This window comes from Cupriavidus sp. MP-37 (assembly GCF_020618415.1).
Classification (GTDB): domain Bacteria; phylum Pseudomonadota; class Gammaproteobacteria; order Burkholderiales; family Burkholderiaceae; genus Cupriavidus.
On sequence record NZ_CP085344.1, the window covers coordinates 2,977,147 to 3,003,453 of the forward strand.

Here is a 26,307-nt window from a genome sequence, read left to right on the forward strand (position 1 = left end):
GCGGTACCCGGCAACGAAAAGGGCGACCTGTGCAGGTCGCCCTTTTTCTATCGGCGCACCGCGCGCGCCGCGCGCAACGATCAGAACTGCTCGGCGCTCAACGCATTGACCGGCGCCCCGCCGCTGACCACCGCATCGCGCAATGCCGATGCCTGCGACAGGATGTGCTCGGCAAAGAAATGCGCGGTGGCGATCTTGGCATCGTGGAAGGCCGGATCGTCGGCGCGCTTGGCGTCCGCCGCCAGCATGGCGCGGCCGAACTGCCAGCCGGAGAATACGATGCCGCACAGCTTCAGGTAAGGCACGCTGCCGGCGAACACCGCGTTCGGGTCCGACTTGGCGTTGGCCACCACGAATTCGACCACGGCTTCCAGCGCAGCACGGCCCTTCGCCAATTGCGCCTGCACCGCGGTGAACGCAGCGCCGCCGTGCCGGCCCAGCGCGGCCTCGGTCTCGGCGATCTGCGCGCAGATCGCGCGGGCGACCGCGCCGCCGTCGCGCACGGTCTTGCGGCCGACCAGGTCGTTGGCCTGGATTGCCGTGGTGCCCTCATAGATCGGCAGGATGCGGGCGTCGCGGTAGTGCTGCGCCGCGCCGGTTTCCTCGATAAAGCCCATGCCGCCATGCACCTGCACGCCGAGGCTGGTGACATCGATCGACAGCTCGGTGCTCCAGCCCTTCACCACCGGCACCATGAACTCGTAGAACGCCTGGTTGTGCCGGCGCACGGCTTCGTCGGGATGCTGGTGCGCCGTGTCGCTGGCAGCCGCGGCGACGTACGCCACCGCGCGCGCGCCTTCGGTCAGCGCGCGCATGGTCATCAGCATGCGCTTGACGTCGGGATGGTGGATGATGGTCACCGCCTCGCGCGCCGAGCCATCGACGGGGCGGCTCTGCACGCGCTCGCGCGCGTAGGCCACCGCCTGCTGGTAGGCGCGCTCGGACACCGCGATGCCCTGCATGCCGACCGAGAAACGCGCCGAGTTCATCATGATGAACATGTACTCGAGGCCGCGGTTCTCTTCGCCGACCAGCGTGCCGATCGCGCCGCCATGGTCGCCGAACTGCAGCACCGCCGTCGGGCTCGCCTTGATCCCGAGCTTGTGCTCGATCGAGACGCAATGCACGTCGTTGCGCGCCCCGGTGCTGCCATCGGCATTGACCAGGAACTTGGGCACGATGAACAGCGAGATGCCCTTCACGCCCTCGGGCGCATTGGGGGTGCGGGCCAGCACGAGATGGACGATGTTCTGCGCCATGTCGTGCTCGCCGTAGGTGATGAAGATCTTGGTGCCGAACACCTTGTAGGTGCCGTCGCCCTGCGGCTCGGCGCGGGTGCGCACCGCGGCCAGGTCCGAGCCCGCCTGCGGCTCGGTCAGGTTCATGGTGCCGGTCCACTCGCCCGAGATCAGCCTGGGCAGGAAGGTGGCCTTCTGATCGTCGGAACCTGCCGTCAGCAGCGCCTCGATGGCGCCGTCGGTCAGCAGCGGGCACAGCGCGAACGACAGGTTCGCGGTGTTCAGCATCTCGTTGCACGCCGTGGCGATCAGCTTGGGCAGTCCCTGGCCGCCGAATTCCTGCGGATGCAGCACGCCTTGCCAGCCGCCCTCGCCGAACTGGCGGAAGGCTTCCTTGAAGCCGGGCGTGGTGGTGACCACGCCATCCTTCCAGCTGCTCGGATCCAGGTCGCCGGCGCGGTTCAGCGGCGCGACCACCTGCTCGTTGAACTTGGCGGCCTCGTCGAGCACGGCCTCGGCGGTCTCGGGGGTGGCTTCTTCGAAGCCAGGCAGCTGGCTGACGGCCTCAAGGCCTGCCAGCTCGTTCATGACGAACAGCATGTCCTTGATCGGCGCACGGTAGGTCATCGATGTCTCCCAACATGTATGAAAAAGCCGTTCGCGGGTCGCCCCCGGAACGGCTCGTTGCTTGCTGCCTGCTGTTACCCGTGCCGGCCGCAGCGCGGCCGGCACGGCCGGCGCGGCATCAGCCCAGTGCTGCCACCAGCTCCGGCACCACGGTGTTCAGGTCTCCCACCAGGCCGTAGTCGGCCACCGAGAAGATCGGGGCTTCGGCATCCTTGTTGATCGCGACGATCACCTTGGAGTCCTTCATGCCGGCCAGGTGCTGGATCGCGCCCGAGATACCGACGGCGATATACAGCTGCGGCGCGACGATCTTGCCGGTCTGGCCGACCTGGTAGTCGTTCGGCACGAAGCCGGCGTCGACCGCGGCGCGCGACGCGCCCAGCGCGGCGTTGAGCTTGTCGGCCAGCGGCGTCAGCACCTTGGTGTAGTTCTCGCCCGAGCCCACGCCACGGCCACCCGAGACGATGATCTTGGCGGCGGTCAGTTCCGGACGGTCGCTCCTGGCCACTTCGCGCGAAACGAATTGCGAAACGCCCGCGTCGGCCACGGCCGGCAGGGTCTCGACGGCAGCCGAGCCACCTTCGGCAGCGGCGGCGTCGAAGGCCGTGCCGCGCACGGTGATGACCTTGATCTTGTCTTCCGACTTGACGGTGGCGATGGCGTTGCCGGCGTAGATCGGGCGCTCGAAGGTGTCAGGCGCGTCGACCTTGGAGATTTCCGAGATCTGGGCCACGTCCAGCTTGGCGGCGACGCGCGGCAGGATGTTCTTGCCGTACGGGGTGGCCGGGGCCAGGATGTGCGAGTAGTCGTTGGCGATGGCCAGCGCCTGCTCGGCCACGTTTTCGGCCAGGCCGTCGCCAAAGTACGGTGCGTCGGCCAGCAGGACCTTGGTCACGCCGGCGATCTTGGCGGCGGCGTCAGCCGCGGCCTTGGCGTTGGCACCGGCCACCAGCACGTGCACGTCGCCGCCGCACTGGGCTGCGGCGGTCACGGTGTTGAGCGTGGCGCCCTTGATCGATTGATTGTCGTGTTCAGCAATGACGAGTGCAGTCATGTTATTTCTCCCCCGCGCTCTCAGATAACCTTGGCTTCGTTCTTCAGCTTCTGCACCAGCGTCGCGACGTCCGGCACCATCACACCCGCGCTGCGCTTGGGCGGCTCGACCACTTTCAGGGTCGACAGGCGCGGCTTGACATCGACGCCGAGATCTTCCGGCTTGACGATATCCAGCGGCTTCTTCTTCGCCTTCATGATGTTCGGCAGCGTGACGTAGCGCGGCTCGTTCAGGCGCAGGTCGGTGGTGACCACTGCCGGCAGCGTGAGCGACAGCGTTTCCAGGCCGCCGTCGACTTCACGGGTGACCGAGGCCTTGCCGTCGGCCACCACCACCTTCGAGGCGAACGTGGCTTGCGGCAGGCCAGCCAGCGCGGCCACCATCTGGCCGGTCTGGTTGGAGTCGTCGTCGATGGCCTGCTTGCCCAGGATCACCAGTTGCGGCTGTTCCTTGTCGATCAGCGCCTTCAGCAGCTTGGCCACGGCCAGCGGTTGCAGGTCTTCGTTCGATTCCACCAGGATGCCGCGGTCGGCACCGATGGCCATCGCGGTGCGCAGGGTTTCCTGGCACTGCGTGACGCCGCACGACACGGCGACCACTTCGGTAACCACGCCGGCTTCCTTCAGGCGCACGGCCTCTTCCACGGCGATTTCGTCGAAGGGGTTCATGCTCATCTTCACGTTGGCCAGATCGACGCCCGAACCGTCCGCCTTGACGCGGACCTTGACGTTGTAATCCACCACCCGCTTGACTGCGACGAGTACTTTCATGCGCTCACTCCACTGATAGCTGATAGTCAGAAATTTTGTTCGCTCGTCATTATAACCACCGGGTTGGCGGCTCTCCTATTTTTCGAACGATCGTACTATTTTATCGGCAAAATGATGCCGGGCATAGGCCCGGCACCCTTTTTACCGGTTCGGAGATTGTGCCGCAAAGCCAGGCCGGCTGGCCTCGTCCGATTGGATGAAACCCTCGAGTGACGCCGGCTTACCAGGCGGTGATGACCGACTCCTTGAAGGTCGATGTGACGTATTGCTTGATTTCCGGCGAATGGTAGGCCTTCACCAGCTTGGCCACCCAGGGCTTGCCCTTGTCGGCTTCGCGGATCGCGATCAGGTTGGCGTACGGCCCCTTCGGACCTTCCATGGCGATCGCGTCCCTGGTCGGCGACAGGCCGGCCGATTCGGCGTAGTTGCCGTTGATCGCCGCGGCGTCGAGGTCATCGAGCGAACGCGGCAGCTGCGCGGCGTCTAGTTCGACGATGCGGATCTTCTTCGGGTTCTCGGCGATGTCCAGCGGCGTCGCCTTCAGGCCGGCGTTGGGCTTGAGCTTGATCACGCCCTTGCTCTGCAGCAGCAACAGGCCGCGGCCACCGTTGGTGGGGTCGTTGGGCACGCCGACGCGCGCACCCTGCTTGAGCTGGTCGAGCGACTTGATCTTCTTCGAATACACGCCCATCGGGAAGGTCACCGTGTAGGCGATATGCGTGAACTTGTAGCCGCGGTCCTTGATCTGGGCTTCCAGGTACGGCAGGTGCTGGTAGCTGTTGGCGTCGAGGTCGCCGGCGGCGAGCGCGGCGTTGGGCTGGATGTAGTCGCTGAACTCGACCACCTGGATGTTGAGGCCGTCCCTGGCGGCGACCTTCTTCACCTGTTCCATGATCTGCGCGTGCGGGCCGCCGGTGACGCCGATCTTGATCGGCTTGTCCTGGGCGATCGCGCCGGTGGCCAGCGAGGCGCCGAGGGCGGCGCCGAGCATCCATTGCAGCAGGTTGCGACGTTGCATGATGTGCGTTCCTATCTCAATAAAGTCTTGGGTTCAGCGGTGGCTGATGCGGCGGACCAGCCAGTCGCCGAAGCTCTGCACCGCCTGCACGAACACGATCAGGATCACCACCACCGCCACCATCACCTCGGTGATGTAGCGCTGGTAGCCATAGCGGATGCCCAGGTCGCCCAGGCCGCCGCCGCCGATCGCGCCGGCCATGGCCGAGTAGCCGACCAGGCTGACGAAGGTGATGGTCAGGCCGGCGACGATGCCGGGCATGGCCTCGGGCAGCAGCACCTTCCACACGATCTGGCGCGTGGTGGCGCCCATCGACTGCGCCGCCTCGACCAGGCCCTTGTCGACCTCGCGCAGCGCGCTTTCGACCAGCCGCGCGATAAACGGGATCGCCGCGATGGTCAGCGGCACGATCGCCGCGGTGGTGCCGATCGACGAGCCGACGATAAAGCGCGTGAACGGGATCACCACCACCAGCAGGATGATGAACGGGATCGAGCGCACCGCGTTGACCACCACGCCGATGGTGCGGTTGAACAGCGGGTGCGACAGCACGCCGCCGCGGTTGGTCAGGTGCAGCAGCACGCCCAGCGGCACGCCCAGCAGCGCGCCGACCACGCCCGAGATCGCCACCATCAGCAGGGTCTCGTTGAACGAGGTCAGGAACAGGTCAAACATTTCAGACCACATGCTCGAACTCCTCCACCACGACGCCTTGCGCCTGCAGGTATTCCATCGCCGCCTTCACATCGGCCAGTTCGCCCGTGGCCATGATCGCCAGCGAGCCGAAGGCCTGGCCCTGGATCTCGTCGATATGGCCGTGCAGGATGTTGAAATCCAGCCCGTAGCGGCGGATCGCCTGCGCCAGCACCGGCTGGTCGACACCCTCGCCGGTGAAGGCGAGCCGGTAGACGTGGTCGCGCCCGTTGCCGAGCCGGCTTTCGACGCGCTTGAGCACGCTCGCCGGCAGTTCCTGCGAGATGACGTCGCCGATCATGGCGCGCGTGACCTCGTGCTGCGGGCGCAGGAACACGTCGATCACGCGGCCGGTCTCGACCACCTGGCCGGCTTCGAGCACGGCCACGCGGTCGCAGACCTGTTTGATGACTTCCATCTGGTGCGTGATCATGACGATGGTCAGGCCCAGTTCGCGGTTGATCTGCTTGAGCAGGTCCAGGATGGAACGCGTGGTTTCCGGGTCCAGCGCGGAAGTGGCCTCGTCCGACAGCAGCACCTTGGGCTTGCTCGCCAGCGCGCGCGCAATGCCCACGCGTTGCTTCTGCCCGCCGCTGATCTGCGCCGGATAGCGGTCCTTCAGCGCCGCCAGGCCGACCAGGTCCAGCAACGGCAGCACGGTGGCGGCGATCTCGGCCTTGGGCTTGCCGGCCAGTTCCAGCGGCAGCGCCACGTTGTCGTAGACGGTGCGCGACGACAGCAGGTTGAAGTGCTGGAAGATCATGCCGATGTCGCGGCGGGCCAGGCGCAGCGCGCCCTGGTCCAGCGCGGTCAGGTTCTGGCCGTCGACGACCACGCGGCCGCTGGTGGGCCGGTTCAGCAGGTTGATGGCGCGAACCAGCGTGCTCTTGCCCGCGCCGCTGCGCCCGATGATGCCGAAGACTTCGCCCGCCGCAATCGACAGGCTGACGTCCCGCAATGCATGCACGTCGCCAGACGCGCCCGGGAAGCGCTGCGACAGTCCTTGCAGTTCGATCATGAAAAGGTGACCAAAAGAAAACGGCAACAGGCGAGGGATCTCCAGCGCTGTTGCCGCTCGTTATTTTTCTGAAGCGCGTATTTTATGCGATTCGCTTCATACCATAAACGACTTTTTGCCGATGTCTTTATGCGTTCCCGGCATATAAAGAGGGCAAAAGTCGATCAGGAGCCACGCCAGGACGGCGGCCGCTTGTCGATAAAGGCCTGCACGCCCTCCAGCGCGGCATCGTCCATCATGTTGCACGCCATGGTCTGCCCGGCAAGCTGGTAGGCCGCCTCGATGCCCATCTCGAGCTGGCGGTAGAACAGCCCCTTGCCGGCGGCAACGGCGGCGGCCGGCTTGGCGCAGATGCTGGCAGCCAGCCGCGCCACCTCGTCGTCCAGGCCTTCGGCCGGCACCACCCGGTTGACCAGCCCGCGCTCGCGCGCACTGGCGGCATCGATCATGTCGCCGGTCAGCAGCATCTCCATGGCCTGCTTGCGATGCAGGTTGCGCGACAGCGCCACGCCCGGGGTCGAGCAGAACAGCCCCAGGTTGACACCCGACACGGCAAAGCGCGCATCGTCCGCGGCCACGGCCAGGTCGCACATCGCTACCAGCTGGCAGCCGGCCGCGGTGGCGATACCGTGCACCCGCGCGATCACCGGCTGCGGCATCCGCTGGATCGCCATCATCATGCGCGTGCAGCGGTCGAACAGGCGCCGGTAGTAGTCGTGCGACGGCGCCGCGCGCATCTCGCGCAGGTCGTGCCCGGCGCAGAAGGCCTTGCCGGCACCCGCCAGCACCACCACGCGCACGCTGTCGTCGGCGGCCAGCCGGCGCAGCGCATCGGTCAGCGCATCCAGCAGCCCTTCGGACAAGGCGTTGAACGCCTGCGGCCGGTTCATGGTCAGGCGCGCCACGCCGGCGGCGTCGCGCGATTCGGTCAGCAGCGGCGCGTCGACGCGCGCATCGTTCTCGGCCATGGCGGCGCTCTCCTAATGTTCCAGCAGCACCTTCAGGTGGGCCAGCACGCTGCGGCCCAGCGCGCTGAGGTTGTAGCCGCCCTCGAGGCAGCTGACGATGCGGCCCTGCGCATGGGTGCGCGCCAGCTCGACCAGCTGGCCGGTGATCCAGGCGTAATCCTGCTCGACCAGGCCCATCTGGCCCAGGTCGTCCTCGCGGTGCGCGTCGAAGCCGGCCGAAATGAACAGCATCTGCGGACGGAATTCATTGAGGCGCGGCAGCCAGATGGTCTCGACCACTTCGCGCACCGCCATGCCGTTGCTGTAGGCCGGCAGCGGGATATTGACCATGTTCGGCGCCAGTTGCTCGGTGCCGCTGTAGGGATAGAACGGGTGCTGGAAGATGCTGCACATCATCACGCGCTCGTCGCCGCGGAACGCCGCTTCGGTGCCATTGCCGTGATGCACGTCGAAGTCGATGATCGCCACGCGCTCGAGCCCGTGCGCCTGCAGCGCATGGCGCGCGGCAATGGCGACGTTGTTGTAGAAGCAGAAGCCCATGGCGCGGCCCGGCTCGGCGTGGTGGCCGGGCGGACGCACGCAGCAGAATGCGTTCTCGAACTCGCCGGCGATCACCGCATCGGTGGCCGCCACCGCCGCACCCGCAGCCAGCGTCGCCGCCGCGAGCGTGTGCGCGTTCATCGAAGTGTCCGGGTCGATCGCGTGGTAGCCGCTCGACGGGCTGCAGCGTTCGAGCGCGTCGACGTGCTCCGGCCGGTGCACGCGCTCGAGCTGCTCGCGCGTCGCCGGCGGCGCCTCGCGGCGCTCCAGCAGCCCGTCCAGGCCATGCGAAATCAGGTGATCCTCGATCGCCTGCAGGCGCTCCGGACACTCGGGGTGGAAGTGCCCCATCTCGTGCCGCTGGAACTCGGGGTGCGTGTAATAGCCTGTCGGCATCTCTTATCGTCGCAATGGGTTGCAGTGCGTCGCCATGTTGTCTCCAAACGTTACGTTAGCACACGCCGGGCCAGGTCACCCAGCCGTGCCGGCGCGCCATGCGCGGGCCACCCGGGGCGGATGCCGCGGTGGCATCCGCTATACTCGGTGCGACTTGCAAAGGACACCATGACCGACACCCAGCGCTCACTGCGACGCCCCCTGCTGGGCGCCGCGCTTTCCGCTGCCGCACTCGGACTCTGCGGCCTCTCCCCCAGCCTGCTCGCCGCCGGCAAACGCCGCGTCAGCGTGCGCGAGGAAGAAATCGAACCCGGCCGCTACCGCGACAATCCGCAAGCACGTGCCTTTATCGACGAGATGGTGGCGCGCCACGGCTTTGACCGCAGCATGCTGCAGGACTGGTTCGGCCAGGCCGTCTATTCGGCCACCGTGGTACGGCTGATCATGCCGCCCGCCACCACCGGGCGCAAAAGCTGGCGCACCTACCGCTCGCGCTTTATCGAGCCGGTCCGCATCAATGCGGGCGTGCGCTTCTGGCAGGACAACCGCGATACGCTGCGCCGCGCCGAGGCCGAGTTCGGCGTGCCGGCCTCGGTCATCGTCGGCATCATCGGCGTGGAAACCATCTACGGCCGCGACATGGGCACGTTCCGCGTGCTCGATTCGCTGTCGACGCTGGCCTTCGACTACCCCGACACACCCAACCGCGCCGCGCGCTCCACGCTGTTCCGCAACCAGCTGGCCGACTACCTGCTGTGGTGCCGCGACACCCGCACCGATGTCTACTCGGTGCTGGGCTCGTATGCCGGCGCCATCGGCATCCCGCAGTTCATGCCGACCAGCCTGCGCGAATACGCCATCGACTACGACAACAACGGCCACATCGACCTGCGCAACAGCCCCACCGACGCCATCGGCAGCGTGGCCCGCTTCCTGCAGCTGCACGGCTGGGAGCCGGGCCGTCCGGTGGTGTGGCGCATCGCCCCCGACGCCGGCAGCCTCGGCGTTGCCACCGCTGCGGCCGATGGCGAGCCGTGGCCGACCCGCACCCTCAACCAGCTGACCCGCGCCGGGCTGCGCGTGGACGAGCCCATCAACCTGGCGCGGGAAGGCGAAACCGGCGTGCTGGTGGTGGACCTGCCCACGCCCGACCAGCCCACCGAGTACCTGCTGGGCCTGCGCAACTTCTATGTGCTGACGCGCTACAACCGCAGCTTCTTCTATGCGCTGGCGGTGTACCAGCTGGGCGAGGCGGTCAAGGCGGCGATGGGCTGAGCCGGCACGGCCAAAGCACAAAGGCCTCGCATGTGCGAGGCCTTTTTCTTTTTGCCGCGGCGCCGGGAATCAGGCGGGGAACACGCCGGTCGACAGGTAGCGGTCGCCGCGGTCGCACACCACGAAGACGATGGTGGCGTTCTCGACTTCCTCGGCGACGCGCAACGCCACGCACAGCGCACCGGCCGCGGAAATGCCGCAGAAGATGCCCTCTTCCGACGCCATGCGGCGCGCCATGTGCTCGGCATCGCTCTGGCTCACCGGCTCGGTGCGGTCGATGAACTTGGGATCGTAGATCTTGGGCAGATAGGCTTCGGGCCACTTGCGGATGCCCGGAATGCGCGAGCCTTCGGCCGGCTGCGCGCCGACGATCTGGATCCCGGGATTCTGCTCTTTGAGGAAGCGCGACACGCCGGTGATGGTGCCGGTGGTGCCCATCGCCGAAACGAAGTGGGTGATGCGGCCGTCGGTATCGCGCCAGATTTCGGGCCCGGTACCCTCGTAGTGCGCCTGCGGGTTGTCCGGATTGGCGAACTGGTCGAGGATCACGCCCTTGCCGTCGCGCTCCATCGAATCGGCCAGGTCACGGGCGTACTCCATGCCGCCCTTGACCGGAGTCAGGATGATCTCCGCGCCGTAGGCGGCCATGCTCTGGCGGCGCTCGAGGCTCAGGTCCTCGGGCATGATCAGCACCATCTTGTAGCCGCGGATGGCCGCTGCCATGGCCAGCGCGATGCCGGTATTGCCCGAGGTCGCTTCGATCAGCGTATCGCCCGGCTTGATGCGCCCGCGCGCTTCGGCCCCGGCGATCATCGACACCGCCGGACGGTCCTTGACCGAACCGGCCGGATTGTTGCCTTCAAGCTTGCCGAGGATCACATTGCCGCGCGCGTCGTTGGCCGCGCCGGGAATGCGCTGCAGTCTGACCAGCGGCGTATTGCCGATGGTGTCTTCAATTGTCTTGTAGGCCATGGGGGAACAAAGGTCGCAAACGGGGGATGCCGAGGGGATGCCGGGGGGATTCCAGGTGGATTCCAATTCGCCGGCCATTGTAATCCAGACCCTATCCCCTCGCCGGCAGGCGGGATTTGCACCGCCGGCCGGCTCCGCCGTGGCTCAGCCTTCCTCGCGGTTGCCTTCGCCCAGCAGGTGGTACAGCAGGATGCAGCCGAAGGTGGCGGTGCCGATACCGCCCAGCGTCATGCCGCCCAGCTTCAGCGTCAGGTCGCCGGCCGCCACCGTCAGCGTAGCGCCGACCGTGATCAGGTTGCGCGAGCTGGAGAAGTCCACATGGTTCTGCACCCAGATCCGGCCCGCGGTGGCGGCGATCAGGCCGAACACGACAATGGTCAGTCCGCCGATCACCGGCCCCGGGATGGTCAGGATCAACGCGCCGAACTTGGGCGAGAATCCCAGCAGGATGGCCACCGCGGCCGCCACCACGAAGATCAGCGTCGAATAGATCTTGGTGACCGCCATCACCCCCATGTTTTCGGCATAGGTGGTCACGCCGGTGCCGCCGCCGCTGGCCGACAGCATGGTGGCGATGCCGTCGCCGATAAAGGCGCGGCCGATGTACGGATCGAGGTTGCGGCCGGTCATCACGCCGATGGCCTTGATATGGCCGAGGTTCTCGGCCACCAGCACGATCGCCACCGGCGCGATCAGCAGCATCGCGTTGAGTTCGAAGGTCGGCGCGGTGAACGCCGGCAGGCCGAACCAGCTGGCGGTGGCCACGCCGGAAAAATCGATCGGCTTGCCCAGCCCCATCACATTGGTGCCCAGGTAGTAGGCGAGATAGCCGGCCAGGCCGCCGATCAGCACCGGCAGGCGTCCGATCATGCCGGGCGCGCGCACCGCGACCAGCCCCACCGCGACCACGGTCAGCAGCCCCACCCAGGTATCCAGCGCCGCACCGCTGACCGCCTTGACCGCCACCGGGGCCAGGTTCAGTCCGATCGCCGCGACGATGGCGCCGGTCACCACCGGCGGCATCAGCTTTTCCACCCAGGCGTAGCCCGCTGCCTGCACGATCAGCCCGATCAGCGTGTACAGCGCGCCTGCGGCGATGATGCCCCCCAGCGCCACCGGGATATTGAGGTTGGGGCCGCTGCCGGCATAGCCGGTGGCGGCGATCACCACGGCAATGAAGGCAAAGCTGGAGCCCAGGTAGCTGGGCACCCGGCCGCGCACGCACAGGAAGAAGATCAGCGTGCCGATGCCGGAAAACAGGATGGCGATATTCGGGTTGAAGCCCATCAGGATCGGCGCGATGGCGGTCGAGCCGAACATCGCCACCACGTGCTGGATCCCGGCCAGCAGCGTCTGCCCCGCGGGCAGCCGCTCATCGGGGCCGATCACGCCCCCGGTCTTGAGCCGCCATTGCGGCAGGAATCCCGCGTCCTCGCCATTCGCCATATTGTCTTGCTCCCTGTGGTCCGGGCTGGCCGCCGGATCGCGGCCGCCGCGCTTGTGCCTGGTTGTTAGGTTGTGGAATGCCGGTCGGCAGCCGCGCGGCAGGTCCTGCCTGCGCGGCGTCCGCATGATACTCCGCCGCCACGGGGCCTGCGAAGCCGGCAATCTTTAGCACAACGCGTACCAGCAACAACGAGCCACAACGAGCCACAACGCACCCGGCCGCAGCACGACCGGGCACAGGGCAGCGCGGTCAGCGCTAGCGCGCCGGCTTTGCCGGCGCGGGCGTGGCCTTTGCCCCCTTGGCGGGCGCTGCAGGCGGCGCCGCGGATGGCGCGGCGGCGCTCGTCCCCTTGCCGGCGATGGTCAGGCCAGCATCCTGCAACTTGGCCACGGACTTCGGCCCGATGCCGCTGACGCGCTCGGCCAGGTCGGCGGCGTCCTTGTACGGCCCGCGCTTGTTGCGCTCTTCGACGATGTGGCGGGCCGTGGCCGGTCCCACGCCCTTGACCGAAGTCAGCGCCGCCTCGTCCGCTGTGTTGACATCGACCGCGGCACGCGCGGTGCCGCCGGCAAGCAGGCACAAGCTTGCCGCGAGGGAGATCAGGGAAAAACGCCGGGCAAGCTGCCCGATCCAGTGCATGGCCATAAAGGCTCTCCTTTCCTGTGGATGGTCTGAGGTACCACCCCCGCCGGGGCGGCGAGGTCAGGTCAGGATAGGGTCGCGCCGCGAGCGCGGCGCATGCGGCAACAAAAGTTGACACCGGCCGCACGAAAGCGTGTCAGCCGGCGCAAGGCAGGGACGATGCGGGGACGATGCGGGTTCAGCCGTTGCGCTCGAGCAGCCAGCGGCAGTAGCGCGCCACGCCTTCCTCGACGGTCAGGAAGCGTTCGCTGTAGCCGGCGCCGCGCAGCTTGGACACATCCGACTGCGTGAAGCACTGGTACTTGCCGCGCAGCGCGTCGGGAAACTTGACGTACTCGACCAGCCCTTCCTGCACCAGGTCGTCCAGCGACAGCGGTGGCTTGCCCTCGGCCTCGCGCAGCGTGTTGACCACGGTGGCGGCGATGTCGTTGAACGGCTGGGCGCGGCCGGTGCCCAGGTTGAAGATGCCGGACTTCTCCGGATGGTCCAAGAAGAACAGGTTGACCTTGACCACGTCCTCGACCGAGATGAAATCGCGGCTCTGCATGCCAGGGCCGTAGCCACCGTATTCGCCGAACAGCTTCACCGTGCCGTCGGCGCGGAACTGGTTGAAGTTGTGGAACGCCACCGAGGCCATGCGGCCCTTGTGCGTTTCGCGCGGCCCGTACACGTTGAAGTAGCGGAAGCCGACGATCTGCGACAGTGCCGACGGCAGGCGGCGGCGCACGATCTGGTCGAACAGGAACTTGGAGTAGCCGTACACGTTGAGCGGACGCTCGAACTCGCGGTCTTCGCGGAACACCTGCGAGGCGCCGTAGGTCGCCGCCGACGACGCATAGAGGAACTGCGTGCCCTGCTCCAGGCAGCTCTCCATCAGCGACAGCGTGTAGCGGTAGTTGTTCTCCATCATGTAGCGGCCGTCGGTCTCCATGGTGTCGGAGCACGCGCCTTCATGGAACACCGCGCGGACCTTGCCGAACTCGCCGCGGGCAAAGCGCGCGAGGAAGTCCTGCTTGTCCAGGTAATCGGAGATCTCGCAATCGACCAGGTTGTGGAACTTGTCGGCGCGGGTCAGGTTGTCGACGGCGATGACATGGGTCTCGCCGCGTTCATTCAGGCCCTTGACGAGATTGCTGCCGATAAAACCCGCGGCACCGGTGACGATGATGGTCATGGTCGGATCAAAAGTGGGCGCGCGCCTCAGGCGGCGGCGCCGAACAATTCAGGATAAGTGACGACGGCGGTGCCCAGCTTGCCGACCACGATGCCGCCGGCGCGATTGGCATGCTGCACGGCTTCCTTGAGCGGCACGCCGGCACCCATCATGGTGGCGAGCGTGGCGATCACGGTGTCGCCCGCACCGGATACATCATAGACCTCGCGCGCCTGGGCGGAGACGTGCAGCACTTCGGCTTCGGTATAGAGCGTCATGCCCTCTTCCGAGCGCGTCAGCAGCAACGCTTCGAGCTGCAGTGCGCGGCGCAGGTTCTGCGCGCGGATGGTCAGGTCGGCCTCGGTCTTCCAGGCGCCGACCACGGCGCGCATCTCGGCGCGGTTGGGGGTGATCAGCGTGGCGCCGCGGTAGCGCGAGTAGTCGTCGCCCTTGGGATCGACCAGCACCTTGCGCCCGGCCGCGCGGCCGGCATCGATCATGCGCGTGACATGGGTCAGCCCGCCCTTGCCGTAGTCGGACAACACCAGCACCTGGTAATCGTTGATCAGGCCCTGGAAGCGGTCCTGTACCGCGAGCAGCACTTCATGCGCCGGCGTATTCTCGAAATCGACGCGCAGCAGCTGCTGCTGGTGCGCTACCACGCGCAGCTTGATGGTGGTGTTGATCTTGGCATCGCGGTGCAGGTAGGGCTGCACGTGGCTCTCGGCCAGCAGGGCCTCGAGCGTGCGCGCCGGCTCGTCGTCGCCGACCACGCCCAGCATGCCCACGCGCGCGCCCAGCGCCGCGGCGTTGCGGGCCACGTTGGCGGCGCCGCCCAGGCGCTCGTCGCTGCGCTTGACCTGCACCACCGGCACCGGCGCTTCGGGCGAAATGCGCTCGACGTCGCCGAACCAATAGCGGTCCAGCATCATGTCGCCGACCACCAGGATATGGGACTGCCGGATCTGCTCCTGCGGAATGACGGTCTTGTTCATGAAGATCCTTGGCAAGGTCGCGGCGGCCGCGGCCACCGCGTTAGCTTATCGGTTGATGAGTCGGTTGACCCGCCTGCGCCTCATTCGTTCGCCGGCGCTGCCTTGCGGGTCGGGCGGCCGATGGCGTGGTATTCCACGCCGGTCTCGCGCATCGCCTCGGGCTCATACAAATTGCGTCCATCGAAAATCACCGGCGACTTCAGCCGCCGCTTGATCTGCGCGAAATCGGGGCTGCGGAACACCTTCCATTCGGTCACGATCGCCAGCGCGTCGGCGCCGTCGAGGGCGTCCATCTGGTGCTGGTGGAAGCTCACGCGCGCGGCGCCGCCCGGCACGTCGGCGAGGTCGGCCTCGAGCACCCGCCGGGCCTCGGCCATCGACACCGGATCATGCACGCGCAGCGACGCACCGCGCGACACCAGCTCTCGCGCCAGCACGCGCGACGGCGCCTCGCGCATGTCATCGGTATTGGGCTTGAACGCCAGGCCCCAGACCGCGAACACGCGGCCGCTCAGGTCGTCGCCGAAACGGCGCACGATCTTCTGGCCAAGCACGCGCTTCTGCGCGCCGTTGACGGCTTCCACCGCCTCCAGCACGCGCATCGGCTTGCCGTGGTCGGCGGCGGTGCGCATCAGCGCCTGCACGTCCTTGGGAAAGCACGATCCGCCATAGCCGGCGCCGGCATACAGGAAACTGTAGCCGATGCGCGGGTCCGAGCCGATGCCCATGCGCACCAGCTCGATATCGGCGCCGACTTCGTCGGCGAGGTTGGCCAGCTCGTTCATGAACGAGATGCGCGTGGCCAGCATCGAATTGGCCGCGTACTTGGTGAACTCGGCCGAGCGCACGTCCATATAGAAGGTGCGCTCGTGATGGCGGTTGAACGGCGCGTACAGCTGCCGCATGGTGGCCTGCGCGTGGCGGCCGGCGGCGTCGGCATTGCAGCCCAGCACGATGCGGTCGGGGCGCATGAAGTCTTCGACCGCGGCGCCCTCCTTCAGGAACTCGGGGTTCGACACCACCGAGAACTGCAGGTCTTCCAGCCCGCGCGCGGCCAGTTCCTCGCGGATCGCCGCGGTGACGCGGTCGCCGGTGCCCACCGGCACGGTCGATTTGTCGACCACCACCTTGAAGCCGGTCATGTGGCGGCCGATATTGCGCGCCGCCGCCAGCACGTACTTGAGGTCGGCCGAGCCGTCCTCGTCCGGCGGCGTGCCCACGGCGATGAACTGCACGTCGGCATGCTCGACACTGGCCGCCACATCGGTGGAAAAGGTCAGGCGGCCGGCCTCGCGGTTGCGCTGGATCAGTTCCTGCAGGCCGGGCTCGTAGATCGGCACGCCGCCCGCATTGAGCAGCGCGATCTTCTGTTCGTCCAGGTCCAGGCAGAACACGTCGTTGCCCTGTTCCGCCAGGCAGGCGCCGGTGACCAGACCCACGTAGCCGCTGCCGATAATGGTGACTTTCATAGCTTCAATTCACATGCCTTGCACGGCCACCGCAATCAGCCGAGCGTTTCGGAACGCCGCGGGGCATAGGTTTCCCAGCGGTTGCAACCAGGGCACTGCCAATAGAACAGCCGCGCACGGAACCCGCATTCGCGGCAGGTATAGCGCGCCAGGTTGCGCGTGCGCAGTTGCAGCAGGTCGCGGATGGCGGTGGTTTCCTTCGCTTCGTCGCCATCTTGCGCGCCATCTTGCGCGCCTTCAGCCGGGCCAGCCGCGGCGTCGACCCCAGCGGTTTGCGCGGCGGGCGCGGCGACGGCCACTGCCGCCTGCGCCTCGAAATACTTGGTCAGCGCCAGCAGCGTGGGCTGGCGCCGCAGCTGCTCGCGCATCAGTTGCGCCGCGGCTTCCGGGCCGTTCACTTCCAGCTCGGCCTTGTACGCGGTATCGAGCACCTCGGGCGCGAGCTTGCCCTTGAGCAGGCCGCGCAGCCATTCCAGCGCCACGCCCTGCTCGTCCAGCGCGGCATAGGCCTTGACCACGCGCTCGGCCACCAGCGGCAGGAACGACGCATCCTGCCGCTCGATGCCGAGCCAGTGGCCCAGCGCCGCGCGCGCATCGCCAGCGGCCGCGGCGACGTCGCCCAGCAGGATCGGCGCGCGCACGTTGGCGGGATTTTCGGCCACCGCCTGGTTCAGCCATTTCACCGCATCTTCCGGGCGCTTGCGCTGCAGCGCGTCCTGCGCCAGCTCGCAGCAGAACTGCGCGATCTGCAGGCTGTAGCTCTTCTGCTCGAGCGTCTGCAGTTCGCGCGCGGCATCAATGGCCTTCTGCCATTCCTTTTCCACTTCATAGAGCTCGAGCAGCACGCGCTTGGCCGAGGCCGCATACGGGCCCGACATCAGCCGGCGCAGCGATTCCTCGGCACGGTCCAGCAGGCCCGCGCGCAGGTAGTCTTCGCCCAGCTCGAACAACGCATGCTCGCGCTCGGGCTCGGGCAGATCGGGGCGCGTGGCCAGGTTCTGGTGCACGCGGATGGCGCGCTCGGTTTCGCCGCGGCGCCGGAACAGCGCGCCCAGCGCAAAGTGCAGTTCGGTGGTTTCCGGGTCCAGCCGGGCCACTTCGACAAAGGCGTCGATGGCCTTGTCGGGCTGCTCGTTGAGCAGGAAATTGAGTCCCTTGAAGTAGGAGCGCGGCAAGGCGCCCTGCTCGCTGATGAGCTGGCGCACGTCGAAGCGCGCCGCCATCCAGCCCAGGCCAAAGACAAGCGGCAGCGCCAGCAGCCACCAGGTTTCGAACATCATGGATCAGACTTTCGGGCCGACTACGTTATAGGGAGACTTGCCGTCGCGCGGCACCGGGGCGGCGCTTGCCGGTGCCGTCGATGGCGCCGCCGATGGCGACGTCGATGGCGCCGTCGAGGCCCGGGCGTCCGCGAGCGCCCGGCGCAGCTTCGCCAGTTCCATGCGCTGGCGCATCATTCCGGGCGCCACCGAGGCCAGCGCGGCCACCGCCCCCAGCGCAAACGCGGCAAACAGGATCAGGATCAGCGGCGCATGCCAGACGGCATTGAAGAACAGCTGCAGCGAAGCTTCTGCGGTATTGCGCAGGGCCAGCACGAACAGCAGCACGAATACGACGATGCGGACGATCCAGGCAAACAGTTTCATGCGGGTAAGCGGCGAGGCAGCGTGGCGATGGGGCAGGCAAGCACGGAGACAGCGGGTAACACGACGCCCTGTGCGAGGCCCGGCAAAGACCCCGGCATTGTAACGGAATCACTTCACGGATTCGGTAACGTGGCGGTAACGGCGTCCCGGCTCACGCCTCGCTGGTGTCGGAGGCAGGCCGTACCGGCGATGCGGCGTGCCACCGCAAATCGCATGGACAAAAAAAAGCGCCCCAAGGAGCGCTTTTTTGACAATACAGCAACAGACTGTGAGGCAAGGCCGGTCAGGAGCGAATGAAATCCAGTCCGCTCTCATGCAAACCCGTCGGCGCGGCGGATGCCGCGCCCTGGCTGGCCTTGCCCGGCAGGGCTTGCGCCGTGCCGCCGGAATGGCCGTTGCCATTGGCGCCCGAGGGCGCCGGCTGGCTGCGGTCAACCCGTTCACGCAATTCCTTGCCCGCCTTGAAGTGCGGCACCCGTTTCTCAGGCACCAGCACCCGCTCGCCGGACTTGGGATTGCGCCCCACGCGAGGCGGACGCTTGTTCAGACCAAAACTGCCGAATCCGCGGATCTCGATGCGGTGGCCGTCGGCCAACGCTTCGGACATCGCGTCGAGTATCGTTTTCACCGAGATGTCCGCATCCCGCAGCAGCAGCTGGGGGAAGCGGGCAGCCAGTTTTTCGACAAGCTCCGACTTGGTCATGGGCATACGCGCAAGCGCGGGGGCCTGCGATTACTGGTTGTCCTGGCCGAGCTTGGCCTTCAGCAGGGCGCCGAGGTTGGTCGTGCCGGCGGTGCCGGTGTCGGCCTGGAACTTCTGCATCGCTTCCTGCTGCTCTGCGCTGTCCTTGGCCTTGATCGACAGGTTGATGTTGCGCGACTTGCGGTCGACGTTCACCACCAGGGCGGTGATCTGCTCGCCTTCCTTCAGCACGTTGCGGGCATCTTCCACGCGGTCAGCGGAGATTTCCGAAGCACGCAGGTAGCCTTCCACGTCGTCTGCCAGCTGAACCACGGCACCCTTGGCGTCAACGGCCTTGATCGTGCCCTGAACCAGCGAACCCTTGTCGTTGGCCGAGATGAAGTTGTTGAACGGATCGCCCGACAGCTGCTTGATGCCCAGCGAGATGCGTTCCTTGTCGACGTCGATGCCCAGCACCACGGCTTCGACTTCGTCGCCCTTCTTGTACTTGCGCACGGCCTCTTCGCCGGACTCTTGCCAGGACAGGTCGGACAGGTGCACCAGGCCGTCGATGCCGCCCGGCAGGCCGATGAACACGCCGAAGTCGGTGATCGACTTGATCTGGCCGCTCAGCTTGTCGCCCTTCTTGTGGTTGCGCGAGAAATCGTCCCACGGGTTGGCCTTGCACTGCTTCATGCCCAGGCTGATACGACGCTTGTCTTCGTCGATATCCAGCACCATGACTTCGACTTCGTCGCCCAGCTGGACAACCTTGGACGGGGCCACGTTCTTGTTGGTCCAGTCCATTTCCGACACGTGCACCAGGCCTTCGATGCCGGCTTCGATCTCGACGAACGCGCCGTAGTCGGTCAGGTTGGTGACCTTGCCGAACAGGCGGGTGCCTTGCGGGTAGCGGCGCGAGATGCCGACCCACGGATCTTCGCCCAGCTGCTTCACGCCCAGCGAGACGCGGTTCTTTTCCTGGTCGAACTTGAGGATCTTGGCGGTGATTTCCTGGCCAACCGACAGCACTTCGCTCGGGTGGCGGACACGGCGCCAGGCCAGGTCGGTGATGTGCAGCAGGCCGTCGATGCCGCCCAGGTCAACGAACGCACCGTAGTCGGTGATGTTCTTGACGATACCGTTGACGATGGCGCCTTCCTTCAGGGTTTCCATCAGCTTCTGGCGCTCTTCGCCCAGCGTAGCCTCGACCACGGCGCGGCGCGACAGCACAACGTTGTTGCGCTTGCGGTCCAGCTTGATGACCTTGAATTCCAGGGTCTTGCCTTCGTACGGGGTGGTGTCCTTGATCGGACGCACGTCAACCAGCGAGCCCGGCAGGAACGCGCGGATGCCGTTGACCATCACCGTCAGGCCGCCCTTGACCTTGCCGGTCACGGTACCCGAGATGATCTCGCCGTCTTCCAGTGCCTTCTCGAGGTTCAGCCACGAGGCCAGGCGCTTGGCCTTGTCGCGCGAGAGGATGGTGTCGCCATAGCCGTTCTCGAGTGCGTCGATGGCCACGGAGACGTAGTCGCCGGCCTGCACTTCGAGTTCGCCCTGGTCGTTCAGGAACTCCTCCACCGGCACAAATGCCTCGGACTTGAGGCCGGCGTTGACGACCACGAAGTTGTGGTCGATGCGCACGACTTCAGCGGAGATCACTTCGCCAGCCTTCATATTGGAGCGGGCGATCGATTCCTCGAACAGTGCGGCAAAGGATTCGTTAGTTTGCAGGTCGGACATAAACGTAAGGTGAAATCCGCAGTACGCTGGCCGGCGCGACGATCGCGCTCAGTCTGCCAGTGCAGCGGGGTCAGGTTTGACAAAAGCCAGCGCGGGCACGGGCCCGGACTGACGCCATCGGGTACGGAAGGGCGCGCCGCTTCTACCGATGCGCCCGCTGCATGTCATGCATCGGGCCGCACAGCGGCAAACCACTCCAGCACCTGCGCCACTGCCTGATCCACCGTCATGTCGGAGGTATCGAGCAGCTTTGCATCCTCGGCGGGACGCAGCGGCGCGGCGGCACGGGTGCGATCCCGCGCGTCGCGCGCCTCGAGGTCACGCAAAAGGTCTTCGATATTAGCAGAAATTCCCTTATCAATCAATTGTTTATAGCGCCTGCGCGCGCGCGCCTCGACACTTGCCGTCAGGAACACCTTGAGCTGGGCGTCCGGGAAGATCACGGTGCCCATGTCGCGGCCGTCCGCCACCAGGCCGGGCAGCTTGCGGAAGCTGCGCTGCAGCTGGGTCAGCGCGTCGCGCACCGGCTGGTGCACGGCGATGGCCGAGGCACGGTTGCCGATCGCCTCGGCGCGGATCGCCAGGCTGACTTCCTCGCCTTGCAGCCAGACGCGGTCGGGCCCGAACTTCACATCGAGGCGCGTAGCGATTCGCGCCAGGCTGTCGATATCGGCCAGGTCAACACCTGCGCGGTCGCTGGCCAGCGCTACCAGCCGGTACAGCGCGCCGCTGTCGAGCAGGTGGAAGCCCACCGCGTCGGCAACCTTGTGCGCCACCGTGCCCTTGCCAGAGGCGGTCGGCCCGTCAATGGTGATGACGTTGACGATAGTCATTGCTTATAGCACCCAGTGAAACGATTGATTGTTAATTCTATTGAGAATCATTATCATTTGATCCATGGCATCGCGCTGCGGCAAGCGCAACGCATCCCTCAGTATCGGTCGCGAGGCAATCTACCATGGCAAAAACCCTGACGTTCGGCATCATGCACCTCGGCATCGCGTTCAGCGTGACCTATGCGCTGACCGGCAGCCTGGCTGTGAGCGGTGCCGTCACCTTTATCGAGCCGGCCATCAATACCGTGGCCCACTACTTCTTCGACCGGTACTGGGACAAGCGCGAACGCCGCCAGGCCTCAGCCCCGAACGACCGCGCCGCGCAAACCGCCGGCACGGGCGCCGGCACTGGCGCCGGCACCGGGCTGGTCAGCGCGTGACGCCGGCAAACACGCTGAAATAATCCGGGAACGTCTTCGCCACGCAGCCCGGATCATTGATCCGCACCGGCAACGGACCGAATGCCGCCAGCGAGAAACACATCGCCATGCGATGGTCATCATAGGTGCCAATGCCGTCCGCCGGGGTCTGCCACGGCTGCGGCGGCGTCACGCGCAGGTAGTCGGCGCCCTCTTCCACCACCGCACCCAGCTTGCGCAGTTCGGTCGCCATCGCCGCGATGCGGTCGGTTTCCTTGACGCGCCAGCTGGCAATATTGGTCAGCGTGGTGGTGCCCTCGGCAAACAGCGCCGCCACCGCCAGCGTCATGGCCGCATCGGGGATATGGTTGCAGTCCAGCTCGATGCCGTGCAGGCGTCCGTCGTCGCGTTCCGTGCCGCGCACCTCGATCCAGTTGTCACCGGCCATCACATTGGCGCCCATGCGGTTGAGCGCGTCGGCAAAGCGCACATCGCCCTGGATGCTGGCCATGCCGACGCCTTCCACCCGCACCGGACCGCCGCCGATCGCACCGGCGGCCAGGAAATACGAAGCCGACGACGCGTCGCCCTCGACAAAGATCTCGCCCGGCGAGCGGTAAGCCGCCGCTGCGGGCAGCACGAAGCGCTCCCAGCCGTGCCGCTCCACCTCGATGCCGAAGCGTGCCAGCAGGTTCAGCGTGATCTCGATATACGGCTTCGAGATCAGCTCGCCCACCACTTCGATCTCGATGCGGCCGCTGGCGGCTTGCGCCAGCGGCAGGCTCATCAGCAGCGCGGTCAGGAACTGGCTCGAGACATCGCCGCGCACGCGGATCGGCGCGTCGATGCGCAGGCTGGCCGGCTGGATATGCAGCGGCGGAAAGCCTTCGTTGCCAAGGTAGTCGATCACCGCGCCAACCTGGCGCAAGCCATCGACGAGGTCGCCGATCGGCCGCTCGTGCATGCGCGGCACGCCGGATAGCTTGTAGCTGCCGCCTTGCAGCGCCAGCGCGGCAGTCAGCGGACGGATCGCGGTGCCGGCGTTGCCCATGAACAGTTCGGCGGACTTGGTCGGAAAGTTGCCGCCGGCGCCGGTGACGATGTAGTCGGCGCCCTCCTGGCGCCAGGCCACGCCCAGCGTGCGCAGCGCCTGCAGCATCACGCGCGTATCGTCCGAGTCGAGCAGGTCGCGCACGCGGGTCTCGCCGTCGGCCAGCGCAGCCAGCAGCAGCACGCGGTTGGAGATGCTCTTCGAGCCCGGCAGCCGCACGGTGCCGTGGGCGCGGGTCAGGGGGCCTAGCGTCAGGTGTTCCATGGATGTCTTGGGCGCCGGGGCGCCGCGGTCAGGCGATTGGCAAAAGCCATCAGGGTTCGGTCAGGGTTCGATCAGGGTTCGATATGGTTGTTGCCCGCGGCACGCTCGGCGCCCCAGGCCAGGCGGGTCTTGCTCGCACGCGTGAAGATGCGCTCGAGCGCGTCGCCGTCGCCCTTCTCGATCAGCGTCTTCAGGTGCGCCAGCACCGACTGGTAAGTATTCAATTCGCGCAGCAGCGCCTCGCGGTTGGCGACGCAGATGTCGCGCCACATTTCCGGCGACGAGGCGGCGATACGCGTGAAGTCGCGGAAGCCGCCGCCGGCGAAATCCAGCTTCAGCGCCGCGTCTTCAGCGTTGGCCACCTGCGCCACCAGCGCGTACGACAACACATGCGGCAAATGGCTGACCGCCGCGAACACCGCGTCGTGCTGCACCGCCGACATCACGTGGCAATGCGCGCCGGCGCTTTCCCACATGGCGCGCACGGCGGCGACGTCCGCGCGCGCGTTTTCCTGCAGCGGGCACAGCACGGTCTTCTTGCCCTCGTACAGGTCCGGCAAGGCGGCTTCGACGCCATTGAGCTCGCGCCCGGCGATCGGGTGGGCCGGCACGAACTGCGCGGCCTTGTCGCCCAGCGCGGTCTTGGCGGCGATGATCACGTCGGACTTGGTGCTGCCGGCATCGGTAACGATGGTGCCCGGCTGCAAGTGCGGCTCGAGCGCATGCAGCAACGCGAAGTTCTGCGCCACCGGCGCGCACAGCACGATCACGCTGGCGCCGCGCGCGGCATCGGCCAGCGTCGCGGCCTCGTCGATGACGCCCAGGTCCAGCGCTTTCTGCAGCGAAGCCGCCGAGCGTCCGACCCCGACCACCGTGCCCACCACGCCGGCGCGCTTGAGCGCCAGCGCGAGCGAGCCGCCGATCAGGCCGACGCCGAAAATGACAACACGGGAAAAATGCAATGCACTCACAATCACAGGCCGCAAGCGGCGGTAGTTCGGTTCAGACCGAGGTCAATCAAAACGTGACGAGACCCGCCAGCGTCCGCGGCGCCGGCCTCAGGCCAGCGCCCGCTCCAGCGCCGCGATAAACGCCGCGTTTTCTTCCGGCAAGCCGATGGTCACGCGCAGCCAGCGCGGCAGGTTGTAGTTGCCCACCGGCCGCACGATCACGCCCTGTTTCAGCAATGCCAGGTTGACGCGCGCGCCGGCGCCGTCATCGTCGCCGACGCGCACCAGCACGAAGTTTCCGGACGACGGCACGTATTCCAGGCCGAGCCGGTCGAACGCCTCGGTCAGCTGCCGCTTGCCGCTGCGGTTCAGCTGGGCACTGCGGCGCAGGAAATCCGTATCGGCCAGCGCGGCGATGGCCGCTGCCTGCGCCACGCTGTTGACGTTGAACGGCTGACGGATGCGGTTCAGCAGGTCGGTCAGCTCCGGCTGCGCCACCGCGTAGCCGATGCGCAGCCCCGCCAGCCCGTAGGCCTTGGAGAATGTGCGCGACACCATCAGGTTGGGGTAGCGGCGCACCCAGGCGATCGCATCGTATTGCTGGTCGGCATCGAGGTACTCGTTGTAGGCCTCGTCCAGCACTACCACGACATGGCTCGGCACCCGCTGCAGGAACGCCTCGATCCGGGCGGCCGGCAGGAAGGTGCCGGTCGGGTTGTTCGGGTTGGCGATAAAGACCAGGCGCGTATCCGGCGCGATCGCCGCGGCCATCGCGTCCAGGTCGTGGCCGTAGTCGCGCGCGCGCACCTCGATGGCACGTGCGCCGATCTCCTGCGTGGCGAGCGCGTACACCGCGAACGAGTACTCGGCATAGACGATCGACTGGCCCGGCTCCACCAGCGCATGCGCGGCCAGTTCGAGGATGTCGTTGCTGCCGTTGCCGAGGGTCAGCCAGTCGGCGGGCACGCCGAAGCGCGCCGACAGCGCCTCCTTCAACGCGAAGCCGTTGGCATCGGGATAGCGGCCCAGTTCGGCCACGGCCGCCGCCACCGCGCTGCGGGCCGATTCCGGCATGCCCAGCGGATTCTCGTTGGAGGCGAGCTTGACGATGGCGGCCTCGTCCAGGCCGAACTCGCGCGCGACTTCGGCAATCGGCTTGCCGGCCACGTATGGCGAAATCGCCCGCACATAATCCGGCCCGAATACCGATGCGCCGCCTTGCTTGCCCTGCTCTGCCATCTCGTCTCCTTGTGCTGGTCTGGGCTGCCTTACTTGCTCGACGGGTACGAGCCCAGCACCTTCAGGTAGGCGGCATTGCGGCGCAGCTCTTCGATCGCGCGCGCCACCGCCGGCTCATGCTGGTGCCCTTCCACGTCGACGTAGAAGTAGTATTCCCACGCGCCGCTGCGCGCCGGGCGCGACTCGAAGCGGCACATCGACACGCCGTTCTCGGCCAGCGGCGCCAGCAACTGGTACACCGCGCCGGCCTTGTTGGGCACCGACAGGATCAGCGAAGTCTGGTCGCTGCCCGACGGCTCGGTCTCATAGCGGCCGATCACGGCAAAGCGCGTGCGGTTGTGCGGATCGTCCTGGATATGCGTGCGCACCAGGTGCAGGTGGTAGCGGTTGGCGGCGGACTCGCCGGCAATCGCGGCCACGGTCGGGTCTTCGCTCGCCATGCGCGCCGCTTCGGCATTGCTCGACACCGCCTGGCGCTCGAGCTGCGGATAATTGGCGGTCAGCCAGTGCTGGCACTGCGCCAGCGCCTGCGCATGCGCGCGCACCACCGTGACGCCCTTCATGTCAGGGGTCGATGCCATCAGGTTGTGGTGCACCTTGAGCGCGATCTCGCCGCTGATCTTCAGCGAGGTCTGCAGGAACAGGTCGAGCGTGCGCGACACCGCGCCCTCGGTGGAATTCTCGACCGGCACCACGCCGTACTCGACCGTGCCCGCCTCGACCGCGCGGAACACTTCGTCGATGCTGGGGCAAGGCACGCCCGACACTTCGTGGCCGAAATGCGCGTACAGCGCCTGCTCGGAGAAGGTGCCGGCCGGGCCCAGGAACGCCACTTCCAGCGGCTTCTCCAGCCCGCGGCAGGCGGACATCACCTCGCGCCAGATCGCCGCCACGCTTTCGCCCAGCAGCGGGCCCGGGTTGGCGCCCTGCACCTTGCGGATGACCTGCAGCTCGCGCTCCGGACGGAACACCGGCGCGCCGTACTTCTTCTTGACCTCGCCCACTTCGAGCGCCAGCTTCGCGCGGCGGTTCAGCATCGCCAGCAGCTCGCGGTCGACGCTATCGATCTGCTCGCGCAGCGGCCCCAGCTCGACCGACAGCTTGCGCTCGGCATCACTCAGGTGGCTGTCGCCGTTCTGCGGCGCATTGGGCGGCGTCTCCTCGCGCGCGGGGGTGCGGTCTTGGCTTGTCATGTTGTATCAATCCGGTGGGCCGCCGGGCGGGGCGGCCAGGAAAACTGCCCGCGCGGGCCCGCATGC

At 66.9% G+C, this 26,307-nt stretch carries 25 protein-coding genes; 2 read left to right on the forward strand and 23 right to left on the reverse strand.

The window, feature by feature from the left end:
* Positions 1-80 precede the first annotated feature (80 nt).
* The 8 genes from LIN44_RS13755 to LIN44_RS13790 all read right to left on the reverse strand — a co-directional run bounded on the left by LIN44_RS13755 (position 81) and on the right by LIN44_RS13790 (position 8,322).
* Entirely contained in the window at positions 81-1,865 is a 1,785-nt protein-coding gene (locus LIN44_RS13755) for an acyl-CoA dehydrogenase (RefSeq protein ID WP_227312542.1), read from the reverse strand.
* A gap of 118 nt (positions 1,866-1,983) precedes the next feature.
* Positions 1,984-2,919: an electron transfer flavoprotein subunit alpha/FixB family protein gene (locus LIN44_RS13760; protein ID WP_227312543.1), complete on the reverse strand. Its 936-nt coding sequence runs from the start codon at positions 2,917-2,919 to the stop codon at positions 1,984-1,986.
* A 20-nt stretch (positions 2,920-2,939) separates the two neighbouring features.
* Positions 2,940-3,689: an electron transfer flavoprotein subunit beta/FixA family protein gene (locus LIN44_RS13765; protein ID WP_227312544.1), complete on the reverse strand. Its 750-nt coding sequence runs from the start codon at positions 3,687-3,689 to the stop codon at positions 2,940-2,942.
* Between the two features lie 220 nt (positions 3,690-3,909).
* On the reverse strand, positions 3,910-4,707 hold the full coding sequence (locus tag LIN44_RS13770) for a MetQ/NlpA family ABC transporter substrate-binding protein (RefSeq protein WP_227312545.1): 798 nt from the start codon (positions 4,705-4,707) through the stop codon (positions 3,910-3,912).
* Between the two features lie 33 nt (positions 4,708-4,740).
* Positions 4,741-5,394, reverse strand: a complete 654-nt coding sequence (locus LIN44_RS13775) for a methionine ABC transporter permease (RefSeq protein WP_092308203.1) — start codon at positions 5,392-5,394, stop codon at positions 4,741-4,743.
* Complete coding sequence (locus LIN44_RS13780) at positions 5,384-6,418, reverse strand: methionine ABC transporter ATP-binding protein (RefSeq protein WP_227312546.1); 1,035 nt, start codon at positions 6,416-6,418, stop codon at positions 5,384-5,386. The genes LIN44_RS13775 and LIN44_RS13780 overlap by 11 nt, the downstream gene beginning before the upstream one ends.
* Positions 6,419-6,582: 164 nt before the next feature.
* Positions 6,583-7,386, reverse strand: a complete 804-nt coding sequence (locus LIN44_RS13785; protein ID WP_227312547.1) for an enoyl-CoA hydratase — start codon at positions 7,384-7,386, stop codon at positions 6,583-6,585.
* A gap of 12 nt (positions 7,387-7,398) precedes the next feature.
* The gene (locus tag LIN44_RS13790; protein ID WP_227312548.1) at positions 7,399-8,322 is read right to left on the reverse strand and encodes a histone deacetylase family protein; all 924 of its coding nucleotides are present in this window, start codon (positions 8,320-8,322) and stop codon (positions 7,399-7,401) included.
* Positions 8,323-8,490: 168 nt separating this feature from the next.
* Here LIN44_RS13790 and mltB point away from each other — a divergent pair, with 168 nt between their 5' ends.
* A complete protein-coding gene (mltB, locus tag LIN44_RS13795; protein ID WP_227312549.1) occupies positions 8,491-9,597 on the forward strand; it encodes a lytic murein transglycosylase B in 1,107 nt (368 codons plus the stop codon).
* 69 nt (positions 9,598-9,666) lie between these two features.
* Here mltB and cysM read toward each other — a convergent pair whose 3' ends face one another.
* From cysM to cmk, 11 genes are all read right to left on the reverse strand, one after another.
* Positions 9,667-10,569: a cysteine synthase CysM gene (gene cysM, locus LIN44_RS13800; RefSeq protein WP_227312550.1), complete on the reverse strand. Its 903-nt coding sequence runs from the start codon at positions 10,567-10,569 to the stop codon at positions 9,667-9,669.
* Positions 10,570-10,713: 144 nt separating this feature from the next.
* A complete protein-coding gene (locus LIN44_RS13805) occupies positions 10,714-12,015 on the reverse strand; it encodes a solute carrier family 23 protein (protein WP_227312551.1) in 1,302 nt (433 codons plus the stop codon).
* A gap of 256 nt (positions 12,016-12,271) precedes the next feature.
* Positions 12,272-12,661 carry a helix-hairpin-helix domain-containing protein gene (locus tag LIN44_RS13810; protein WP_227312552.1) on the reverse strand — a complete coding sequence of 130 codons (390 nt, stop codon included), beginning with the start codon at positions 12,659-12,661 and terminating at the stop codon, positions 12,272-12,274.
* A gap of 175 nt (positions 12,662-12,836) precedes the next feature.
* The gene (gene rfaD, locus LIN44_RS13815; protein ID WP_227312553.1) at positions 12,837-13,832 is read right to left on the reverse strand and encodes an ADP-glyceromanno-heptose 6-epimerase; all 996 of its coding nucleotides are present in this window, start codon (positions 13,830-13,832) and stop codon (positions 12,837-12,839) included.
* 26 nt (positions 13,833-13,858) lie between these two features.
* Entirely contained in the window at positions 13,859-14,806 is a 948-nt protein-coding gene (rfaE1, locus tag LIN44_RS13820; protein WP_012352093.1) for a D-glycero-beta-D-manno-heptose-7-phosphate kinase, read from the reverse strand.
* Positions 14,807-14,886: 80 nt separating this feature from the next.
* Positions 14,887-16,275 (reverse strand): UDP-glucose/GDP-mannose dehydrogenase family protein, encoded by a 1,389-nt coding sequence (locus tag LIN44_RS13825; protein ID WP_227312554.1) that lies wholly within the window; start codon positions 16,273-16,275, stop codon positions 14,887-14,889.
* Between the two features lie 35 nt (positions 16,276-16,310).
* Positions 16,311-17,555: a lipopolysaccharide assembly protein LapB gene (gene lapB, locus LIN44_RS13830; protein ID WP_227312555.1), complete on the reverse strand. Its 1,245-nt coding sequence runs from the start codon at positions 17,553-17,555 to the stop codon at positions 16,311-16,313.
* Between the two features lie 3 nt (positions 17,556-17,558).
* The gene (locus tag LIN44_RS13835; protein ID WP_227312556.1) at positions 17,559-17,921 is read right to left on the reverse strand and encodes a lipopolysaccharide assembly LapA domain-containing protein; all 363 of its coding nucleotides are present in this window, start codon (positions 17,919-17,921) and stop codon (positions 17,559-17,561) included.
* A 283-nt stretch (positions 17,922-18,204) separates the two neighbouring features.
* The gene (locus tag LIN44_RS13840; RefSeq protein ID WP_227312557.1) at positions 18,205-18,624 is read right to left on the reverse strand and encodes an integration host factor subunit beta; all 420 of its coding nucleotides are present in this window, start codon (positions 18,622-18,624) and stop codon (positions 18,205-18,207) included.
* A 30-nt stretch (positions 18,625-18,654) separates the two neighbouring features.
* Positions 18,655-20,349 (reverse strand): 30S ribosomal protein S1, encoded by a 1,695-nt coding sequence (gene rpsA / locus LIN44_RS13845; protein ID WP_012352088.1) that lies wholly within the window; start codon positions 20,347-20,349, stop codon positions 18,655-18,657.
* Positions 20,350-20,513: 164 nt separating this feature from the next.
* Entirely contained in the window at positions 20,514-21,182 is a 669-nt protein-coding gene (gene cmk, locus LIN44_RS13850) for a (d)CMP kinase (RefSeq protein ID WP_227312558.1), read from the reverse strand.
* 125 nt (positions 21,183-21,307) lie between these two features.
* Between cmk and LIN44_RS13855 the strand changes: the two genes are divergently transcribed.
* Complete coding sequence (locus LIN44_RS13855; protein WP_227312559.1) at positions 21,308-21,565, forward strand: DUF2061 domain-containing protein; 258 nt, start codon at positions 21,308-21,310, stop codon at positions 21,563-21,565.
* On the opposite strand, the gene aroA is transcribed toward LIN44_RS13855, so the two are convergent.
* The 4 genes from aroA to pheA all read right to left on the reverse strand — a co-directional run bounded on the left by aroA (position 21,555) and on the right by pheA (position 26,241).
* Positions 21,555-22,859, reverse strand: coding sequence for a 3-phosphoshikimate 1-carboxyvinyltransferase (aroA, locus tag LIN44_RS13860; RefSeq protein WP_227312560.1), 1,305 nt, complete (start codon positions 22,857-22,859; stop codon positions 21,555-21,557). The two genes, LIN44_RS13855 and aroA, sit on opposite strands and share 11 nt — an antisense overlap.
* Positions 22,860-22,930: 71 nt before the next feature.
* Positions 22,931-23,830: a prephenate dehydrogenase/arogenate dehydrogenase family protein gene (locus LIN44_RS13865; protein WP_227312561.1), complete on the reverse strand. Its 900-nt coding sequence runs from the start codon at positions 23,828-23,830 to the stop codon at positions 22,931-22,933.
* A gap of 87 nt (positions 23,831-23,917) precedes the next feature.
* Entirely contained in the window at positions 23,918-25,048 is a 1,131-nt protein-coding gene (hisC, locus tag LIN44_RS13870) for a histidinol-phosphate transaminase (protein WP_227312562.1), read from the reverse strand.
* A gap of 29 nt (positions 25,049-25,077) precedes the next feature.
* Positions 25,078-26,241, reverse strand: coding sequence for a prephenate dehydratase (gene pheA, locus LIN44_RS13875; protein WP_227312563.1), 1,164 nt, complete (start codon positions 26,239-26,241; stop codon positions 25,078-25,080).
* Between the last annotated feature and the right edge of the window lie 66 nt (positions 26,242-26,307).

What these genes read in the sequence shown, in the direction of transcription:
- aroA (WP_227312560.1), bottom strand. Translation starts at nt 22,859, where the DNA reads ATGGAACACCTGACGCTAGGCCCCCTGACCCGCGCCCACGGCACCGTG.
- LIN44_RS13805 (WP_227312551.1), bottom strand. Translation starts at nt 12,015, where the DNA reads ATGGCGAATGGCGAGGACGCGGGATTCCTGCCGCAATGGCGGCTCAAG.
- LIN44_RS13840 (WP_227312557.1), bottom strand. Translation starts at nt 18,624, where the DNA reads ATGACCAAGTCGGAGCTTGTCGAAAAACTGGCTGCCCGCTTCCCCCAG.
- rfaE1 (WP_012352093.1), bottom strand. Translation starts at nt 14,806, where the DNA reads ATGAACAAGACCGTCATTCCGCAGGAGCAGATCCGGCAGTCCCATATC.
- hisC (WP_227312562.1), bottom strand. Translation starts at nt 25,048, where the DNA reads ATGGCAGAGCAGGGCAAGCAAGGCGGCGCATCGGTATTCGGGCCGGAT.
- LIN44_RS13810 (WP_227312552.1), bottom strand. Translation starts at nt 12,661, where the DNA reads ATGGCCATGCACTGGATCGGGCAGCTTGCCCGGCGTTTTTCCCTGATC.
- LIN44_RS13760 (WP_227312543.1), bottom strand. Translation starts at nt 2,919, where the DNA reads ATGACTGCACTCGTCATTGCTGAACACGACAATCAATCGATCAAGGGC.
- LIN44_RS13755 (WP_227312542.1), bottom strand. Translation starts at nt 1,865, where the DNA reads ATGACCTACCGTGCGCCGATCAAGGACATGCTGTTCGTCATGAACGAG.
- LIN44_RS13770 (WP_227312545.1), bottom strand. Translation starts at nt 4,707, where the DNA reads ATGCAACGTCGCAACCTGCTGCAATGGATGCTCGGCGCCGCCCTCGGC.
- LIN44_RS13780 (WP_227312546.1), bottom strand. Translation starts at nt 6,418, where the DNA reads ATGATCGAACTGCAAGGACTGTCGCAGCGCTTCCCGGGCGCGTCTGGC.
- LIN44_RS13855 (WP_227312559.1), top strand. Translation starts at nt 21,308, where the DNA reads ATGGCAAAAACCCTGACGTTCGGCATCATGCACCTCGGCATCGCGTTC.
- LIN44_RS13825 (WP_227312554.1), bottom strand. Translation starts at nt 16,275, where the DNA reads ATGAAAGTCACCATTATCGGCAGCGGCTACGTGGGTCTGGTCACCGGC.
- mltB (WP_227312549.1), top strand. Translation starts at nt 8,491, where the DNA reads ATGACCGACACCCAGCGCTCACTGCGACGCCCCCTGCTGGGCGCCGCG.
- LIN44_RS13790 (WP_227312548.1), bottom strand. Translation starts at nt 8,322, where the DNA reads ATGCCGACAGGCTATTACACGCACCCCGAGTTCCAGCGGCACGAGATG.
- cmk (WP_227312558.1), bottom strand. Translation starts at nt 21,182, where the DNA reads ATGACTATCGTCAACGTCATCACCATTGACGGGCCGACCGCCTCTGGC.
- pheA (WP_227312563.1), bottom strand. Translation starts at nt 26,241, where the DNA reads ATGACAAGCCAAGACCGCACCCCCGCGCGCGAGGAGACGCCGCCCAAT.
- cysM (WP_227312550.1), bottom strand. Translation starts at nt 10,569, where the DNA reads ATGGCCTACAAGACAATTGAAGACACCATCGGCAATACGCCGCTGGTC.
- LIN44_RS13775 (WP_092308203.1), bottom strand. Translation starts at nt 5,394, where the DNA reads ATGTGGTCTGAAATGTTTGACCTGTTCCTGACCTCGTTCAACGAGACC.
- lapB (WP_227312555.1), bottom strand. Translation starts at nt 17,555, where the DNA reads ATGATGTTCGAAACCTGGTGGCTGCTGGCGCTGCCGCTTGTCTTTGGC.
- LIN44_RS13765 (WP_227312544.1), bottom strand. Translation starts at nt 3,689, where the DNA reads ATGAAAGTACTCGTCGCAGTCAAGCGGGTGGTGGATTACAACGTCAAG.
- rfaD (WP_227312553.1), bottom strand. Translation starts at nt 13,832, where the DNA reads ATGACCATCATCGTCACCGGTGCCGCGGGTTTTATCGGCAGCAATCTC.
- LIN44_RS13785 (WP_227312547.1), bottom strand. Translation starts at nt 7,386, where the DNA reads ATGGCCGAGAACGATGCGCGCGTCGACGCGCCGCTGCTGACCGAATCG.
- rpsA (WP_012352088.1), bottom strand. Translation starts at nt 20,349, where the DNA reads ATGTCCGACCTGCAAACTAACGAATCCTTTGCCGCACTGTTCGAGGAA.
- LIN44_RS13835 (WP_227312556.1), bottom strand. Translation starts at nt 17,921, where the DNA reads ATGAAACTGTTTGCCTGGATCGTCCGCATCGTCGTATTCGTGCTGCTG.